At 73.7% G+C, this 16,556-nt stretch carries 15 protein-coding genes and 1 pseudogene; 2 read left to right on the forward strand and 14 right to left on the reverse strand.

Annotation, left to right across the window (positions count from 1 at the left end; translation table 11 throughout):
• Positions 1 to 21: 21 nt before the first annotated feature.
• The 7 genes from AB0C69_RS03475 to AB0C69_RS03505 all read right to left on the reverse strand — a co-directional run bounded on the left by AB0C69_RS03475 (position 22) and on the right by AB0C69_RS03505 (position 7,939).
• Positions 22 to 750, reverse strand: coding sequence for an ABC transporter ATP-binding protein (locus AB0C69_RS03475; RefSeq protein ID WP_360349208.1), 729 nt, complete (start codon positions 748 to 750; stop codon positions 22 to 24).
• Positions 747 to 1,877: an FtsX-like permease family protein gene (locus tag AB0C69_RS03480; RefSeq protein WP_360349211.1), complete on the reverse strand. Its 1,131-nt coding sequence runs from the start codon at positions 1,875 to 1,877 to the stop codon at positions 747 to 749. Before AB0C69_RS03480 ends, AB0C69_RS03475 begins: the two co-directional genes overlap by 4 nt.
• Before the next feature lie 79 nt (positions 1,878 to 1,956).
• Entirely contained in the window at positions 1,957 to 3,297 is a 1,341-nt protein-coding gene (locus tag AB0C69_RS03485) for an MFS transporter (RefSeq protein ID WP_360349214.1), read from the reverse strand.
• 218 nt (positions 3,298 to 3,515) lie between these two features.
• Positions 3,516 to 4,718 carry a hypothetical protein gene (locus AB0C69_RS03490; protein WP_360349217.1) on the reverse strand — a complete coding sequence of 401 codons (1,203 nt, stop codon included), beginning with the start codon at positions 4,716 to 4,718 and terminating at the stop codon, positions 3,516 to 3,518.
• Positions 4,719 to 5,201: 483 nt separating this feature from the next.
• Complete coding sequence (locus tag AB0C69_RS03495; protein WP_360349220.1) at positions 5,202 to 6,164, reverse strand: NAD-dependent epimerase/dehydratase family protein; 963 nt, start codon at positions 6,162 to 6,164, stop codon at positions 5,202 to 5,204.
• A 12-nt stretch (positions 6,165 to 6,176) separates the two neighbouring features.
• The gene (locus AB0C69_RS03500; RefSeq protein WP_360349223.1) at positions 6,177 to 6,845 is read right to left on the reverse strand and encodes an AAA family ATPase; all 669 of its coding nucleotides are present in this window, start codon (positions 6,843 to 6,845) and stop codon (positions 6,177 to 6,179) included.
• Positions 6,846 to 6,856: 11 nt separating this feature from the next.
• Entirely contained in the window at positions 6,857 to 7,939 is a 1,083-nt protein-coding gene (locus AB0C69_RS03505; RefSeq protein ID WP_360349226.1) for a hypothetical protein, read from the reverse strand.
• 77 nt (positions 7,940 to 8,016) lie between these two features.
• Between AB0C69_RS03505 and AB0C69_RS03510 the strand changes: the two genes are divergently transcribed.
• The gene (locus AB0C69_RS03510; protein ID WP_360349229.1) at positions 8,017 to 8,856 is read left to right on the forward strand and encodes an HAD family hydrolase; all 840 of its coding nucleotides are present in this window, start codon (positions 8,017 to 8,019) and stop codon (positions 8,854 to 8,856) included.
• 79 nt (positions 8,857 to 8,935) lie between these two features.
• On the opposite strand, the gene AB0C69_RS03515 is transcribed toward AB0C69_RS03510, so the two are convergent.
• Genes AB0C69_RS03515 through AB0C69_RS03540 form a run of 6 tightly spaced genes read right to left on the reverse strand, consistent with a single transcriptional unit; the run spans position 8,936 to position 15,335 of the window.
• Positions 8,936 to 9,607 (reverse strand): shikimate kinase, encoded by a 672-nt coding sequence (locus AB0C69_RS03515; protein ID WP_345178167.1) that lies wholly within the window; start codon positions 9,605 to 9,607, stop codon positions 8,936 to 8,938.
• A gap of 21 nt (positions 9,608 to 9,628) precedes the next feature.
• The gene (locus AB0C69_RS03520; RefSeq protein WP_360349232.1) at positions 9,629 to 10,795 is read right to left on the reverse strand and encodes a glycosyltransferase family 4 protein; all 1,167 of its coding nucleotides are present in this window, start codon (positions 10,793 to 10,795) and stop codon (positions 9,629 to 9,631) included.
• A gap of 14 nt (positions 10,796 to 10,809) precedes the next feature.
• Positions 10,810 to 12,033: an arylsulfotransferase family protein gene (locus tag AB0C69_RS03525; protein ID WP_360349235.1), complete on the reverse strand. Its 1,224-nt coding sequence runs from the start codon at positions 12,031 to 12,033 to the stop codon at positions 10,810 to 10,812.
• Positions 12,030 to 13,010: a glycosyltransferase family A protein gene (locus tag AB0C69_RS03530; RefSeq protein WP_345178171.1), complete on the reverse strand. Its 981-nt coding sequence runs from the start codon at positions 13,008 to 13,010 to the stop codon at positions 12,030 to 12,032. The genes AB0C69_RS03525 and AB0C69_RS03530 overlap by 4 nt, the downstream gene beginning before the upstream one ends.
• A complete protein-coding gene (locus AB0C69_RS03535) occupies positions 13,000 to 14,562 on the reverse strand; it encodes a carbamoyltransferase C-terminal domain-containing protein (RefSeq protein ID WP_360349238.1) in 1,563 nt (520 codons plus the stop codon). Before AB0C69_RS03535 ends, AB0C69_RS03530 begins: the two co-directional genes overlap by 11 nt.
• Positions 14,563 to 14,570: 8 nt before the next feature.
• Entirely contained in the window at positions 14,571 to 15,335 is a 765-nt protein-coding gene (locus tag AB0C69_RS03540; protein ID WP_345178174.1) for a creatininase family protein, read from the reverse strand.
• Positions 15,336 to 15,377: 42 nt separating this feature from the next.
• Between AB0C69_RS03540 and AB0C69_RS03545 the strand changes: the two genes are divergently transcribed.
• Complete coding sequence (locus tag AB0C69_RS03545) at positions 15,378 to 15,569, forward strand: hypothetical protein (RefSeq protein WP_360349241.1); 192 nt, start codon at positions 15,378 to 15,380, stop codon at positions 15,567 to 15,569.
• 9 nt (positions 15,570 to 15,578) lie between these two features.
• On the opposite strand, the pseudogene AB0C69_RS03550 reads toward AB0C69_RS03545, so the two are convergent.
• Positions 15,579 to 16,556: pseudogene (locus tag AB0C69_RS03550) on the reverse strand (AAA family ATPase); the annotation flags it as partial.

Below are 16,556 nucleotides of genomic sequence, written 5' to 3' on the forward strand. Positions count from 1 at the left end.
GCGGGCGGCCCGGCCGGGGCGTCAGGCGAGCGCGGCCAGGCGTCCGTCGATCATCTCGTACACGGTGTCACAGTGTTCGAGGACATCGTGGTCGTGGGTCACCATGATGGCCGCCACGCCGCGCTGCCGCGCCTCGCGGGCGAGCAGGCGGACGATCTCGTGGCTGCGCGCCCGGTCCAGGGCGGCGGTGGGCTCGTCCACGAGCAGCACGCTCGGCCCGGTCACCAGCGCCCGGGCGATGCCGACCCGCTGCCGCTCCCCACCGGAGAGCTGGTGGGGGTGCCGGTCGGCCCGGTCCGCCATTCCCACGTCCTCCAGCAGCGCGAGAGGATCGCGGCCGGAGCGGGCGCGGCGCGGACGGAACCGCAGCGGCAGCCGGAGCTGGTCGACGGCGGTGAGCGCCGGGACCAGGTTGCCCGACTGGAAGACGAACCCGACGTGCTCGCGCCGCAGTCTCGCCCTGGCCCTCGCGCCGGCGGCGGTGATGTCGAGCCCCGCGACCGTGACGGTGCCCCGGTCCGGGCGGGCGAGACCGCCCGCGACCGCGAGCAGGCTCGACTTGCCGGCGCCGGACGGGCCGACGACGGCGGCCAGCTCGCCGGGGCGCACCGCGAGGTCGACGTCGTCGAGCGCCTGGACGGTCTCGGAGCCGTCGCCGTGCCTGAGGCTGACGCCCTCCATGACGAGCCCCGGGCGGTCGTCCGCGCCGGGTTCGCGGGGCCCGGCGGCCTGCGTGGTCTTCCCTGTCATCGGTTGCCTCCAAGCGCGGTGGCGGGGTCGATGGACGCGATCCGGGCGACGGCGGCGCCGGCTCCGGCGAGCCCGAGGAGGACGAGCCCCGCGGCGGCGGCCGTGACGCTCGGGGCGCTGAGCGCGAACGGCATCCCGCCGCCGGTGATGAGCGAGCCGAGGCCGACGCCGATCCCGGCGCCGATCGCGACGGCGGCGACGAGCAGGAGGAACGCCTGGGTGAGCGCGTCGCGCAGCAGCCAGCCTCTCGACGCCCCCATGGCGCGCAGCACGGCGACCTCGTGCTTGCGCTGGATCGCCCAGACGGCGAAGAACGCTCCGACGACCAGGGCGGAGATGGCGTACAGGAACACCTGGATGAGCTGGAGGGTCGAGGTCTCGGCGGAGTAGCCGGGCGAGGCGCCGTAGGAGTCCTCCAGCGTGAGGCTCTCGGTCCCGGCGGCGGCGTCCCCGGCGGCGAGGTCGACCGACGCTCCGGGCTTCGCGCGCACCGCCACGGCGGTGATCTCCCGCGTGGCGTGCGCGGGCACCGGGTCGCCCGGGGCCGCGCCCGCCTTGATCAGCTGCCAGGTCCGCAGCGGCACGTAGCCGACGTCGACATGCCCGAAGGTGTCCTGCCGCGGGGTGGCGCCGACGACGCGGAGCCTCGTCCCGAGCCGGGCGACCGTGATCGTGTCGCCGACGCGAAGGCCGGCGTCCAGGGCCGTGGCGCTGACGACGACGCCGTCCGCGTCCCTCAGGCGCGAGCCCTCGCCGACCTCGGGCGACAGGAACGAGTCCGGCGCCACTCCGAACAGCGCGAGGTCGACGTCCACGCCCCGGTCGCTCTTGGTGTTGACGAGCGTGTTCCCGTAGGGGGCCGCCTGCTGCACGCCCGGACGGCTCCGCCAGGCGTCCACGGCGGACATGTCCACCACGCTCCGGGAGAAGGCCGAGTCGTGCTGGACGTCGCGCTCGAACGCGAAGGAGGTGACCGGCAGGTTCTGCAGGCCCGACACCCCGTCCCTGACCAGCCCCACCGACAGCCCGGACAGCATGACCATGAGAACCGCGATCAGGCCCACGACGGCGCCCATCAGCCCGAACCGGACCTTGGCGAACCGCAGCTCACGAAGCGCGAGGAACATCAGCCCCACCCCCGCGCACTTATCGACATCATGTCGACAAGATAGCAACACGATGTCGCGAACCAGCTCCGGGGTCCCGCTACCGGCGGGACCTGCCGCGGCCGGGTGGGGGGAGGGGGGTGGCCGGGGTCGGAGCGGCGGGGCCGGGGGCCCGGCCGGGGAGCGTCAGGGCCGCCACCAGCAGGGGGGCGAGGGCGGACACCGCGCCGCCGAGCGTCATCGCCAGGCGCGGGCCGACCAGCTCGGACAGCCGGCCGATGAGGGGCGCGCCGAGGGGGTTGGTGCCGAGGAAGACCAGCGTGTACAGCGCCATCACCCGGCCGCGCATGGCCGGGGCGACGTCGAGCTGCATGGTGGAGTTGGCGGTGGTGGTGAACGTCAGCACCGCGGCGCCGGTGGGGACGAGCAGCGCCAGGAACAGCCAGTACCACGGCATCAGCGACACCGCCATCTCCAGCACCCCGAACAGCGCCGCCGCGCCGAGCAGCAGCCGGCGGGTCGGGCGCACCCGCCGGGCCGCCACCAGCGCCCCGGCCAGGGAGCCGGCGGCCAGCATGGTGGAGGCCAGCCCGAAGGAGGACGCCCCGGTGTGGAAGACCTCCTTGGCGATCAGCGGGATGGTGACCGCGAAGTTCATCCCGAACGTGGCCACGAGCCCCAGCAGCAGCAGGACCGTGACCAGGTCCCGCCGGGCCCGCACGTACGCCAGGCCCTCCCGCAGCTGCCCCCTGCCCCGGGGCACCGGTTCGGCCGAGCTCAGCTCGCCGGCCCGCATCGCCGCCAGGGAGGCCAGCACGGCGACGTAGGACGCCGCGTTGACCAGGAAGACCGGGCCGGTGCCGATCGCCGCGATCAGCAGGCCCGCCACCGCCGGGCCGAGGACGCGGGCGATGTTGAAGCAGGCGCCGCCCAGCGCGATGGCGTTGGGCAGGTCGGTCCTGCCGACGATCTCCACCACGAAGGTCTGCCGGGCGGGGTTCTCCACGACGGTGGCGACCCCCAGGCCGAGTGCCAGCAGGTACACGTGCCACAGCCGGGCGCTTCCGGTGACGGCCAGCACTCCGAGGACCAGCGCGAGCAGGCCCATCGCCACCTGGGCGAGCACCAGGACCCGGCGCTTGGAGTAGCGGTCGGCGATCACGCCGCCCCACAGCCCGAACAGCAGCATCGGCAGGAACTGCAGGCCGGTGGTGATGCCCAGCGCGGTCCCGTCGCCGTGGCTCAGTTCGAGGATCAGCCAGTCCTGGGCCACCCGCTGCATCCAGGTGCCGGTGTTGGACACCAGCGAACCGGCCGTGAACAGGCGGAAGTTGCGGTTGCGCAGCGAGCGGAACATCGGCGCCGCCAGCATCGGCGCCAGCCGCGACCGGCCTCCGTCCCGGTCGCCGTCCTCCTCGCCGTTCTCGTCTGCAGGGTTCATCGCCTCTAGGTTCACTCATGACGCGAAGCGCCGCCCGGGACCGCGCCGCGACACGCGGTACTCCCCTCGGGGACAGCTCTGGAACGATGTATCCAGGCGCTACGATCAACGGCGAGCGAAGAAGAACGGCGGGGGGCGGGCACCCCCCGCCGTTCGACTGAAGCGGTCACGGTGTTAGGGCACCGTGCCCGTTACTGCATGCCCGGCGGCTTGCGCCGTCAGGCGGTGTCAGGCTCACCCAGGGCCCGCGCCTTCTTGGCGCGGGCCTTCCTGATCTGCTCCTTCGTCTTCTCCTCGACGAAGATGAGGCCGACCGCCAGTGCTCCCAGGCAGACCAGGAGGTACCCGGCGATCGTGTCCTGCGTGAACTTCGGGGGCTTCTGGCCTGCGACCAGAGTCCCCCAGAAGAGGCCCAGCAGCGGCTTGGCCGGCTGCAGCTGAGCGTGTGCGGAGATGGTCAAGCCCCGCTTCCAGGCGGCGCTCGAACACAGCGCGCTGATGGTGGCCAGCGTGCCGACGCCCAGGGCGCCGATCGTGGCCCACGCGCTGTGCTGGCTCACGACCGTCGGGCCGTGCGCGCTCAGGAAGAGCACGAACAGCACCGGAACCGAGACCAGCCCCTTCAGGGCACTGGCCGTCAGCACGGCCTCCTTGCGGGAGCCGGCCTTCAGCTCGGCCTCCTTGACGGCGATGGCCGCCAGCTCGGCCTCCCGGGGAGTGGTCGCCGCCAGCGCGGCCTGCTTGGCGGCGTTGACCGCCCGCTCGGCCTCGTTGGCGAACTCCTCCTCCAGGCGGCCCAGACCGGTGAAGATCCGCGCCATGGCCCAGTACATCATCCCGTTGAGGACGACGCTCAGGATCCCGATGGGCGAGAGCTGCCAGGCCGCCATGCCGTACAGGAGCGTGGCGCCGGTGCCCGAGACGAGCACCCACCCGACGATCTGCCAGTTCTTGCGCCCCGACACCAGGGCCGCGACCATCGGCCCCACCATGAGGGCCAGCACCGCGACCATCGCGTAGGGCATGTGGTGCAGCGCTTCCTGCCCGCTCCAGATGCTGACCGGTGAGGTGCATCCGAAGATGAGCGCCGAGCGCTTCACCCGCCGGTCGACCTGCCGCCACTTGGGGCGGACGACGAGCCAGAGGGCGGTGCACGCCGCGACGTCGGTCAGGAAGGCGGTCACGAAGGCGGGCATGCCCGTCGCTCCCGACTTCAGGAGCAGGACGTTGTTGCCCGTTCCGACGACCATCGCCACCACGGCGACCGTCCACGCGATGGCCGGGCGCCGCCTCTTGGCGGGTCCGGTCACCTCGTTGGTCAGCCACTCGCGGGCGAGCCTCACCCGCCGCGGCACGAAGCCGCAGATGGTGAGGACGAGCGCGAGCGCGCGACCGCGTTCGCGGTTTTCGAGGTTCCTCAAGGGGACCCCCTCCTTTGTGAGCGGTGCTCACGAGGAGGTCCGGGGTCTTCAATCCCGGTCCTCCTCGCTGCACCCGATTGACGGGCGCAACTCGAAGACCGGGATCGGTCCTATTTTGTTGAGTTGCGTAAGGCCGAACGTAACACAAGAGGCCGACCGTGTCGGCTGGTATTCTGGTCGGCGTGCAAGCCCCTCGATTCACGCGGCGGCCTCTTCACCCGTCGGCAGGGGCGCATGGGAGGCGGCGACCCGGCTCTGTGGTTGAGAAACCCTTTGTGAGGCAGGGCCGGGCCGTCGTTTTCCCAGTTCAACTGATGAGTAGGAAAATATCCTTCGAGTTGTGCGGGAATGGACGCGTCCGGGGAAAGCGCAGATGCGCAACCCGGCCCCGTGACCGGATTCGGTCGCGGGCCTCTCCCGGATGAATGACGCGGGGGAGTGATGCGGGCACGGCGAGCCGCGCCCGCATCGGGTAATGGAGTGTCAGGGGTTCACTGCGGCCAGTGACGAATGGCTCGCGAACCAGGCGATCGTGTCGGTCAGGCCGGTTCTCAGGCTCACTCGCGGTTCCCAGTCGAGTGCCCGGCGGGCCAGGGCGATGTCGGGACGCCGCCTGGTGGGGTCCTCCTCGCGGGCGCCGACATGGTGGATCGGCGACGGCGAGTCGCACAGCTCCCGGATGAGCTCGGCGATGGCGACGACCGTCAGCTCGTCGGGATTCCCGATGTTCATCGGCCCCGGATGCCCGGCCAGAGCGGCTTTGACCAGCGCCTGCGCGGTGTCGTCCACATGGCACAGGGAGCGCGTCTGCCGCCCGGTGCCGTGCACGGTGACGGGCCGGCCGGCCAGCGCCTGACGGATGAAGGTGGGCACGAGCCGGCCGTCCTCCGCCCGCATGCGGCGGCCGTAGGTGTTGAAGATGCGCAGGACCGTGGTGTCGACGTCATAAACGGCCCGGTACGCCTCGCAGGCGGCCTCTCCGAACCGTTTTCCCTCGTCATAGCAGGAGCGCGGCCCCATGGGGTTCACATTGCCGTGGTAGGACTCGGTCTGCGGATGCACGGACGGGTCTCCGTAGACCTCGCTGCTCGACGCGTACACATATCGGGCGCCTTTCGCCCGGGCGAAGTCCAGAGTGTTGAGAGTTCCAAGAGAACCGACACGGAGGGTCTCCACCGGGCGTGCCAGATAGTCGACCGGGCTGGGCAGCGAGGCGAGATGCACCACGGTCCCGATTGCGCCCGTCAGGTCGAGGGGCTCGTTGATGTCGTGTTCGATGAGTGCGAACCCGGGCCGGTCCGCGAGATGTGCCACGTTGTGGGGCCCACTCGTGGCGAAGTTGTCCACGCAGTACACCCGGCACTCCATGTCCAACAGCAGTTCACACAGATGTGAGCCGATGAAGCCGCTTCCTCCGATTACTGCGACGGACGATAATGAGTTCACCTATGCCACCCTCTACTGAGTGCCGGATCCACGCTGTGCACGGATGAAGTCGATGATCACGTCGATGTCCGGGTCGTAGCCCTTCGCGGTGGCGACGCGGAGCGAGGGGACCGCGAGCGACACCTCCTCGAATCCGCTCGGGGCCCCGCCGCCCGTCCTCCCTCGCCGGGCCAGCGCCGCACGCCGCGCCCCGGGGCCGTCGGGCTGCTCGCGGAGCCGCGCGGCCACGCGCCGGCGCGCCAGCCTGGGATCGATGACGCAGTGCACGAGCCTGATGTCCGCTTCGGTCTTGAGCGAGTCCAGCCCCAGGCGCCATCTCCGATGCTGGAACGCCGCCTCGGCCACGACCGACACCTTCGCGGACAGCAGCAGATCGACCGTCTGGAAGAAGGCGTCGAAGGCCATGCGCGCGACGGAGTCCTTGGCGGCGACGCCGAGGTCGTGACCGAAGGTGTGGAAGATGCCCTCGTTGATGGCGTCGCGCGACACGAGGGGGCACGGTAGCGCCCGGGCGAGCAGGCCCGCCATGGTCGTCTTGCCCGAGCCGGGAGGCCCGCTCACGATGACGAGGGTCGGACGGTGCGCGCCGCCGGCCGGCGCGGCGGGCGTCCCGGCCGGGGCTCCTGCCGGATCCTCGTCCGTGGCGGCGCGGCGGTCACCGTGTCCCACTTCGTCGGCCATTCCTTCGGTCCTCAGCCGAGCGCGCCCGGCGGCGGGCCGGCCTCGTCCGCCCAGGCGACGGGCAGCCCGCGCCGCGGCACGGCGAGGGGCGGCGGCCCTCCCGAGGGAGCGAAGCCCACGCCCAGCCATGTTCCCGCCGTGATCGCGGCGTCGCTGGGGCCGCCCCCGGCCGAGGCCGCGGCGGTCCCGTCGTGCAGGAACCGCAGGTCGGCGCTGACGCCGGCCGCGTCCCGCACCGCGCGCAGGAGCGCGGGAGCACGCGCCGCGAGGCACCCGTAGATCCCCTGCCCGTCGTCGGCGGGCAGCCCGTCCCGCACGAACGAGGCGACGCTGACGACGACCCGGACCCGCTTCGACGCCGGGCCCGCGGCGTCCCGGAGCGCCGCGGCCAGCGCGGCGCCGACCGCGGCCTCGACGGCGTCGGCGCCGGGCCGCCGGGGCACGGGCCCGGCGCGCAGGTGGCGCAGGCGCCGCAGGGTGCCGTCGTGCCGCTCGGCGACCGCGGTCCTGATGCGGGTGTGCCCGAGGTCGGCCACCACCGCGGCCTCGGCGCCGGAGCCCGCGGGCACGTGCCGGGCCGCGCCGATGAGCGGGGCGAGCTCCGGCCGGGGCGACACGGCCACGGGGCACGGGTGCGGTGCGAGACCGGCCGTCGCCCGCGCCCCCTCCAGGACGAGCGGTCCGCACCCGCCCGCCAGCAGGCCGCCCCCGAACCACACGCGCTCGACGGCCGTCCACCGGGCGAGGAAGGCCCGGCGGTGCGGCGTGCTCCCCTGGCGTTCGGCGGTGGCGGGATCGCGCAGTGTCGCGACCAGCGCACCGAGGCGCATCCCGAAGGCGTGCAGGACGGCGGCGGCCGAGCGCGCCGCCTCCGCGTCGGACGACGCCGCGGCGCGGGCGAGATCGTCGGCCAGGCGGTCCCTCCGCAGGCCGGGCAGGCCGAGGTCGGCGGCCAGGGCGTGCAGAGCGTCCCGGGAGCACGCGTCCTGCGCGAGCCGTCCTTCGACGCCGATCGACCCCGCGGGTCCGAGGATCACGTGGTTCAGGGACGCGTCGCCGGTGAGCTCCCGTGGGCGGTCGAACGTCTCGGTCACGATGCTCTCCGGGGGTCGCCTGCGCTCGTCGCGCGCCGGGCCGTCACGCGCGCCGCGGCCGGGGCTATCGTCGCGGCGTGACGCCTTCGCCCCCGCCTCCGGTCCGCCCGGCCGCGCGTCCGAGACTGATCGCGACCGACCTCGACGGCACGCTGCTGGGGGAGGGCGGCGCCGTCAGCGCCCGCAACGCCGCCGCACTGCGCCGGGCGGCGGGCGCCGGCGCCCGGGTGGTGCTGGTGACCGGGCGGTCGCAGCACCGGCTCGCGGAGGTCTACTCCCAGCTCGGCGCGCGGTACCTGGCGGTCTGTGCCAACGGCGGCGTGGTGTACGACCCGGCGGCGGAGCGGGTGCTCGCCTGCCGGCCGATGGCTCCCGCGCACGTCCGGCGGGTGTGCGCGCTGCTCCGCGAGCGGGTGCCCGAGGTGGTCTTCGCCGCGCACGTGGAGTGCGGCGGCCGGGTTCTGCACGAGCCCGGCTGGCCCCGGAGACGCGGGGCCGCGTCCGCTCCCGCGCCGGGCGTGCCGCCCGACCTGACCGGCGGGCCGGTGGTGAAGCTGCAGGCGCGCGCTCCCGGGCGCGAGCCGGAGTCGTTCGTGGCGCTGGTGGCCGCGACCGTCGGTGATCTGGTCGAGGTGACCCGGCAGGGATACCTCGGCCTGGTCGAGATGAGCCGGCGGGGGGTGACGAAGGGCAGCGCCCTCGCCGCCGTCGCCGGGGAGCTGGCGGTTCCGGCGTCCGACGTCCTGGTGTTCGGCGACATGCCCAACGACGTTCCGATGATGCGGTGGGCCGGGCGGTCGGTCGCCGTGGCCAACGCGCACGCGGAGGTCCTGGCCGCGGCCACGGACGTGACGCTCGCCAACGTCCAGGACGGGGTCGGCGTCTACCTGGAACGCCTGCTGGACGGGCACGCCTGACCGGCGCGGGGGCGCCGGAGGCCGTTCCCGGCGGTCGCGGCCGCCGGGGCCGCGCCCGGGGCGGCCACGTCGCGACCGCCTACTGCTCAAGGCCGAACGCCGCGGAGACTCGCCGGACGAGGTCGTCCTCGGTGACCTCGGGGTCGACCCTGAGGCCCGTCAGGTCCAGGTCCCGGGTCTGCTCGGCGAGCCGGTCGGTGAACATGGCGTCGCGCTGGAGCAGGTTCCGCAGGGCGTGCCGCGGATCGCCCGTCTTGGCGACGAACCCCCACGCCGGGCCGCCGCGGCCGTCGAACACCGCCTCGCGGAACGCGGGGGTGGGCAGCAGCCACACGGCGTGGCTCATCTCGGTCAGCAGGGGCCGGACGAGGTCGGGCAGCAGCCGGAAGCCCTCGGCCAGCACCGGGCGGTCGGCGGGAAGGGCGAGAAGGTCGTCGACGATCAGGCCGAACCCCTCGCCCCGGTACCAGTGGAAGGTGTCGAGCATCTCGCGCGGGCTCCTGGCCACCCACCGCTGGTCCATGTCCATGGCCGCGAACTCGCGCAGGTAGGGGGCCTCCTCCGCGGGCATGCGCCGGGCGTGGTCGGGCATCACCGCGTCGGTGTCGTACAGGTGCATCCCGTACCGGTCCGCGATGCGCCGGGCGATGGTGGACTTGCCCGCCCCGCTGCCGCCGCCGATCCAGTAGACGTGCCGCAACCGCTCCCGCGCGACGTCGGGGTGCGTCCCTTCGTTCAGGGCAGAGTGCATTCGTCGGCTCCTCGCGAGTGCCTATCGGCTTGAGGTCTCACCGCTGCTGCGGCGGTCGGCGGTCTGGTAGAGGTCAGCGTACTGACGGGCTATCCGGCTCCAGGCGTACTCGCGGACGCGCGCGTCGGCGGCCGGGCGCAGCTCACCGTGCAGGGCCGCGGCCATGTGCTCCTGGAAGCCCGCGACGTCGTACGGGGACACGGAGGGGACGTCGGGGAAGTCGTTCAGGATCTCCGGCACCTGGTCGGTGACGACCAGAGGGCAGCCGCAGGCGATGGCCTCCAGGGCGACCATGCAGAACGTCTCCAGCAGGTTCGACGGCACGACGGTGACGTCGGCGGCCTGGTAGTACGCGGGCAGCTGCTGGTGGGGGACGAAGGAGCGGAACGACACCGACGCGTCGATGCCGAGCTCCGTGGCGGCGCGTTGCAGGTCCTGCCGGAAGGGGCCGTCGCCGACGACGAGCAGCCTGCCGTTCTCGACCTTCCCGCTGATGCCCGCGAACGCCGACAGCACGGTCTCGACGTTCTTGTCGGCGGCGAGGCGGCCCACATAGAGCACGATCTTGGCGTCGGCGGGCAGGCCCAGCTCGGCGCGTGCGCGGTCGCGGTCGCCCTTGGCGAAGTGCTCCAGATCGATGCCCGGCGGGATGACGGCGGAAGGCGGCAGGCCCGCGTCCGTCAGCGCCCGGGCCTGCGCCTGGCCGATGGCCACGATCCTGGCTCCGGCGCGGATCCGGCTGATGCGCCGGGCCAGCAGCTCGTCCGCGCGCGCGTCGGTTCCGGTGGGCAGCCACCGGCCGACCCGCCCCCAGTGGGTGACGACGATCGGGCCATCGGCCCGGTCGAGCAGCGCCTCGGCGTCTTCGAGGCCCTGGACGTGGATCACGTCCGCGCCGGCGAACTCCGGCAGCGCCGTGACCGCGGCCAGCCACCGGCGCCGCCGCAGGCGGCGGCCGATCGCGCGCACCCCTCCCGGAGCGGCCGCGATGGCGGTGTCGAGCCAGGTCGGCCAGCGCAGGTAGTGCGGATCGAGGTCGTCGAGGCCCGCGAAGTAGGCCATCCGCGGCCCGCCGACGAACAGGCTCACCTCGGTTCCGAGGGACGGCAGCGCCCGGGCGATCTGGATCATGCCGATCTGACCGCCGGGCACGCCGGACCGGCCGGGGACCCCGCTCTGGCTCCTCATGATCATCAAGGTCTTCACGCATTCCCCCGCTCACCCGTCCCGGCCGCCGCCGGCGCGCGTCCGGCCGCGTCCCGGGAGAGGACGCCGGCGGGCACGGCCGACATCCGGTAGATGGACACCCGGCCGCGCTCGGCCCCGTACACCTCGACGGGCAGGGACATCTCCCAGCCGACCCGTCCGTCGTCCGTCAGCTCGAAGGCGGCGCCGGCGGTGGAGTTCGTGACCAGGACGCCGCCGCCCGGCAGCGGCTCGGCGCCGCCGGCGAGCGGGCAGAAGAACGACTCCGGCGGGGAGGCCGTCCAGCTCCACCCGATGCCGCCGGTGGCCGGGTCCACCGCGACCAGGCGCGAGCGCCGCCTCTCCACGCCGTTGTCGAAGACGAGGATCCGGCCGTCCGGGAGCAGGGTGGGCTGGTGCGGCCTCGACAGTTCGCCGGGCCCCCACCACCAGACCACCCGCCGGCCGGCGAGGCTGATCACCGCGATGGCGTCGAGTTCCCGCATGCAGACCAGCAGGTCGCCCTGCGACCAGAGGCCGGCCGGATGGGGTGGCAGCACTTCGAGGGTGTTGGTGTGCAGGACGTCGCACGGGGACCCGGGCAGGGCGCGCAGGAGCCGCAGGGCGCGGCGCCGCTCTCCCGCATGGACTCCCGTCCGCAGGATCGCGCGGGTCTCGGCGGCCACCCCGTCCGGGACGCCGTCGTCGGGGACGGGCCACCCGCGCCTCCGGAACGCGGCGGCGCGCCGCCGGATCTCCGTGTCGATCAGCCGCCGCAGACCGAGGTCCGTCCGCAGGAGGTCGTACAGCGACGCCTCCCTCGTGACGGCGCCGTCGGCGGAGATCGTCGTGATCAGGTTGTCGAGCACGACGTGGCCGGTCCGGCCGTCGTCCACCCGGCGGGGCGCCTCGCCGAGCACGAGGACGGTGCCGTCGGCGTTGATCGCGAGATCGTGGTGCGCGGCCACGTCGCACGCCCATTCCAGCCGCGAGTCGCGGGTGAGCTTCAGCAGCGCGTGCAGCGGCACGATCGCGAAGAGGCGGCCCGCCTCGTCCATCTCGACGTGGTTCCAGCCGCGCAGGTAGCTGGGCGGGTCGTCCTCCGGGCGGGGCTGGCCGTGGGTGTGGCTCCAGGTGTGCAGGATCGTCCCGTCGCGGTCGACGACGTACGCCGTCGGGACGGGATAGCTCGACGCCGGCGAGAACAGCAGGCCGCGCGGCTCGTCGGACCGCGGGCTCACGCGATCGCCTCCGGCCCCACCGGCGCGGCCGCGGTGAAGAACCGGGCGATGTGGGCGTCGTCGGGCGGCAGCCCCCGGGTGATCCGCTCGTGCAGGTAGCCGAGGATCTCGTCGAACAGCAGGTTCGGCATGCGCCTGCGGCGCGCGATGAGGTCGTCGCGGTACCGCTCCAGCGCCACCAGCCAGGCGCGGTACCCCTCCACGACCGGGTCCGCCACCGGCCACTTGGCGTTGATGTAGTCGCGGGCCAGGGCGAACTTCGACGGCGAGATCAGCTGGGCTCCGGACACCACCCCGCTGGTGTCGGGGATCTGGTGGTACACGGAGGTGATCTCGTCGACGAACGCGACGCGGTAGTCCAGCTCCGCGGTCAGCGCGATCCACAGGTCCCAGTCCTCGCAGACGTCCAGCCGCGGATCGAACCGGACGTCGGTGCGCCGGAAGTTGCGCACGATGACCGAGCCGGTGTGCAGGTAGTTCGCCACCATCAGGAACCGGGGGTCGTAGGGGTAGGCCTTGAGCCGGTACCCGCCGAGGTCGTCCGGGAGGGCGTCCAGCCGCCGCTCGGACACGACGGCGCCCGAGTAGACGAAGTCCGCCTCGCCGCGCCGCAGCGGTTCGCAGCCGGCGGCCAGGTGCGAGGGCAGGAAGACGTCGTCGTCGTCGAGGAACGCGATGTACTCGCCCTGGGCGGCGTCGATGGCGACGTTGCGCGGCACGGACGCCCCGCCCGAGCACCGGTCGAGCTCGATCAGCGTGACGCGCAGTCGCGGCTTCCAGGCGTCGACGAGGTCGCCGACGGACCGGCCGCCGTCGTTGACGACGATCGCCTCGACCGCGTCCCGGTCGTCGGAGAGCCTCCGGGCGGCCGTCATGACGCTGTCCAGCGCCGCGTCCAGCGCGGCGGCCCGGTTCAGGGTGGGGATGATGACGCTGACCAGCGGCTGGGAGCGGGGTGTGCGCGGGTCAGCCGGCATGTCCGCCTCCCGTGGCCGTCCGCGTGTACCAGCGGTCGCCGACGACCATGTCGTCGATGCCGCGGTCCTCGCAGTAAGCGGCGAGGTCCGACATCCGGTTGATGAACCCTCGCCGCAGGTGGTTGAGCGAGGTGTTGCACAGCACGCCCAGCCCGGTGCGGTCGGCGAACGCGCTCAGCAGGCCGTGCAGCGGCGGGTTGCCCGCCGCGGTGACGCTCTGGGCGCGGGCCGAGCCGTCGACGTGGGTCACCGCCGCCAGCCGCGGCGACCGGACGCGCCGGAAGTACAGCATGTACGGGTCGGGGAAGTCCTCGACGAAGGCGTCCGCGAGGTCCTCCTCACGGCAGCACGGCGCGATCGGCCGGTACGGCTCCCGCTGCTTGATCTGGTTGAGCCGGTCCCGGGTCGCCGCCGAGTAGGGCTCGGCCAGCAGCGACCGGTTGCCCAGCGCGCGCGGACCGACCTCCCAGCGTCCCTGCACCCAGGCGACGATCCGGCCCGACGCGAGCGCCGCCGCGAGGGCGCGGTCGTCGAGGCGCCCCTCGTGCCACCGTCCCGGATCGGGGCGGGTGTCGTCGACGAAGCCGAGCCCGGCGTACACCGACCAGTCGATCGGCGTGGTGCGGCCGCGGTGGGCCAGCGCGTCGATCGCGGTCCCGATCGCCGACCCGGAGTCGCTGGTGCACGGCGGAACGAACACCGAGCTGAAATGCCCGAGGTCGCGCCACGCCGCGTTCCAGTCGCAGTTGAGCCCGCAGCCGCCCGAGATCCGCAGCGGCGTGCCGGCCGGCAGCTCGCGGACCGCGACCTCGGCGAACATGTCGAAGATCCGCTTGGTCAGCAGGGCCGCGGCCGCCTTGGCGGCCTTCGACTGGACGCCGGCGTTGTAGAGCACGGTGTCGGCGAAGTCGGCCTTCGGCGCCGGGTTGACGGCCGGCGCGGCCAGGATGCGGTCGACGGCGGACTCGATGTCGGCGTCGGCGTCCTTCGCGTCGGCGTACGCCGCCAGCGCCATCAGCTTGCCGCTGCCGTCCGTGCGGGGCGTCTGCCCGTGGTCGGGGAACGTCGGGTCGGCCAGCGAGAAGAGGAACGCGTAGCGGTCGCCCGGGTGGGGCAGCACCGGCACGGTGCGCACGACCTGCCAGTCCCGGTCGACCAGGTAGAACGAACCGATGACGCCTTCCCACACCAGGACGGTGCTCAGCTCCTCGTCCCCCGGCGGCGCCATGCCGACGGCGGTCATGAGGTGCGAGCGCTCGTGGGACGAGGTGAAGTACTCGACCTCGGAGCCGAAGAAGCGGATCCGGCTGCGCCGCACCGCCGAGACGCCCGAGTAGCCGGCGCCGATCACTCCGCCCGTGCGCGGTTTGGCCCATCCGCCGAGCGCCACCACGTCCGGCATGCGGTCCAGCCGCTGCGCGGCCTCCAGCAGCGTCGTGGGGGTCAGCGGCGCGTACCGGGGGAACGTGTCCTTCTCCGACTCCAGGCACCACAGCAGCCGGCCGTCCTCGACTACGGCGATGGATCCGTCATGGCCCGGTTTGATCGCCATGATCAGCATTACGGGTGGACCTCCTGCGGGGATTCGCCGAGCTCGCGGGTGACCGCGGCGACAAGGTTGGTGACGATCTCGGTCATCAGCCGTGCGCCGATGGCGGGGCTCGCCGCCGCCGCCCGGTAGACCACGCCGGTCTTGGTCCGCAGATCCTGCGGCACGGGGAGGACGAAGTAGCGCGCCCGGCGCGGGATCTCGTCGTCGGCCAGCAGTTCCTCGCGGACCAGGTGCGGCGCCGCGTGCATCACCAGGCTCGTCTCCACCATGGCCGCGTGGTGGTCGTCGTGGCGGGCGACGCCGGTCTCGGCCGCGATGGCGTTGCGGCTCTCCTCGGTCACCACGTCCCACCAGGTGACGGCCATGATCCGGGCCTGCGGCGCGGTGTCGGCGAACAGCTCGGCCGCCTCCCTGAGCGCGCCCAGGTTGACCTTGTGCGAGTCGAGCAGCACGAACCTGCGGGCGCCGTGCCGGTAGGAGGCGCGCAGGATGTCCAGCACCAGCGCGGTGAAGGTCGCGGCCCGCACGTTGGTCACGCCGGGGAACCGGCCGCCGCTGGCCGCGGGATCGGTGGCCAGGCCGTAGGTCACGGGCGGCAGGACCAGGACGCCGAGCCGCTCCTCCAGCTGCCGGGCGAGGTGGTCGGAGATGATCGTGTCGGCGGAGAGCGGCAGGTGGGGGCCGTGCCCGTCGATCGAACCGATCGGCAGGACGACGATCCGCCGTCCGATCTGGTCGTCGTACTCCTGCCAGGTCATGTCCGCTATGCGCATCAGTGCGTCTCCTCTGTGGAGGGCCCGGCCGGCGCCGCGTGCGTGAGCGCGCCGGGCGCGCCGCCGCGGCGGGTCCGGCCGGCGGCCGCGGGCGCGTCGCGGTCGACCCAGCCGAGGCTGGGGGGCGGCGGTCCGGCCGCGGGACGCGCCGGAGCCCGCGAGGACGTCCTGCGGATCGTCTTCGAGGGGCTGCGCCCACGGGAGCGCCCCGGCCGGCCGGGCGCCTCCGGGTAGCGCGCCCGGCTACGGCGCCGCCAGCTCGGCGGGCAGGTCATCCTCGTGGAGCACGGTCAGCGTGGTGACGGCGCGGGTCAGCACGACGTACAGGCGGGCGAGACCGCGGACCTCGGCGGCGGCGATGGCGGCGGGCTCGGCGACGATCACGTGGTCGTACTCCAGGCCCTTGGCGAGGGTCGCCGGGATGACGAGCAGCCGTCCGGCGCCGGCCGACTCCGGCCCGAGGACCTCGTGCTCCAGCCCGGCGGCCTCCAGCGCCGCCGCGTGCGCGCCCGCCCGCGCGTCCGGGACGATCAGGCCGACCGAACCGGGGCGGGCGAGGGCGTCGCGGGCGGCCTCGACCGTCGCGGCGGCCAGGTCGGCGACGCGCCGCACGGTGAGCGCCCCGGCGCCGGCGCGCAGCGAGCGCGGCCGCTCCAGCCCGGGCGCGACGTGCGGGAGCAGGCGGGCGGCGAAGTCGAGGACGGCGCCCGGAACGCGGAACCCGAGGGTCAGCTCGGTGACCTCCCCGTCCTGCCCGAGATGGGTGAGGACCTCTTTCCACGTGCGGGCCGACCACGCGGTCGTTCCCTGCGCGAGGTCGCCGAGGACGGTCGCCGAGCCCGTCGCGCAGCGGCGCCCCAGCGCCCGCAGCTGCATCGCGGACAGGTCCTGCGCCTCGTCCACCACCAGGTGGCCGAGCGAGGTCGTGCGCTCGATGAGGTCGTTCAGCTCGTCGAGCAGGGCCCGGTCGGCGGCGGTCCACTTGGCGGAGCGGTGCGAGCGGGCGGGCCTCGCCGTCAGCAGGACGGCCTGCTCGTCCTCGTCGAGCACGCCCTTCGCGGCCGCGCGCAGCAGGTCCGCGTCCGACAGCAGCCGGTGCAGGACCTGCTCGGCGCTCACCTTCGGCCACACCGCGTCGAGGACCTCGTTGCGCAGGGTCGGCAGGGTGCCGGTCAGGCCTTCCGACGAGAGGCGTGACCCGTGAGTGAGAGAGCACCCGCC

Source organism: Actinomadura sp. NPDC048032, from assembly GCF_040653175.1.
Lineage (GTDB): Bacteria > Actinomycetota > Actinomycetes > Streptosporangiales > Streptosporangiaceae > Spirillospora > Spirillospora verrucosospora.

Excerpts from the sequence above, each read along its gene's own strand:
- AB0C69_RS03480 (WP_360349211.1), bottom strand. The coding sequence starts at position 1,877 with ATGTTCCTCGCGCTTCGTGAGCTGCGGTTCGCCAAGGTCCGGTTCGGG.
- AB0C69_RS03535 (WP_360349238.1), bottom strand. The coding sequence starts at position 14,562 with ATGGCGATCAAACCGGGCCATGACGGATCCATCGCCGTAGTCGAGGAC.
- AB0C69_RS03485 (WP_360349214.1), bottom strand. The coding sequence starts at position 3,297 with ATGAACCCTGCAGACGAGAACGGCGAGGAGGACGGCGACCGGGACGGA.
- AB0C69_RS03500 (WP_360349223.1), bottom strand. The coding sequence starts at position 6,845 with ATGGCCGACGAAGTGGGACACGGTGACCGCCGCGCCGCCACGGACGAG.
- AB0C69_RS03530 (WP_345178171.1), bottom strand. The coding sequence starts at position 13,010 with ATGCCGGCTGACCCGCGCACACCCCGCTCCCAGCCGCTGGTCAGCGTC.
- AB0C69_RS03520 (WP_360349232.1), bottom strand. The coding sequence starts at position 10,795 with ATGAGGAGCCAGAGCGGGGTCCCCGGCCGGTCCGGCGTGCCCGGCGGT.
- AB0C69_RS03515 (WP_345178167.1), bottom strand. The coding sequence starts at position 9,607 with ATGCACTCTGCCCTGAACGAAGGGACGCACCCCGACGTCGCGCGGGAG.
- AB0C69_RS03475 (WP_360349208.1), bottom strand. The coding sequence starts at position 750 with ATGACAGGGAAGACCACGCAGGCCGCCGGGCCCCGCGAACCCGGCGCG.
- AB0C69_RS03540 (WP_345178174.1), bottom strand. The coding sequence starts at position 15,335 with ATGCGCATAGCGGACATGACCTGGCAGGAGTACGACGACCAGATCGGA.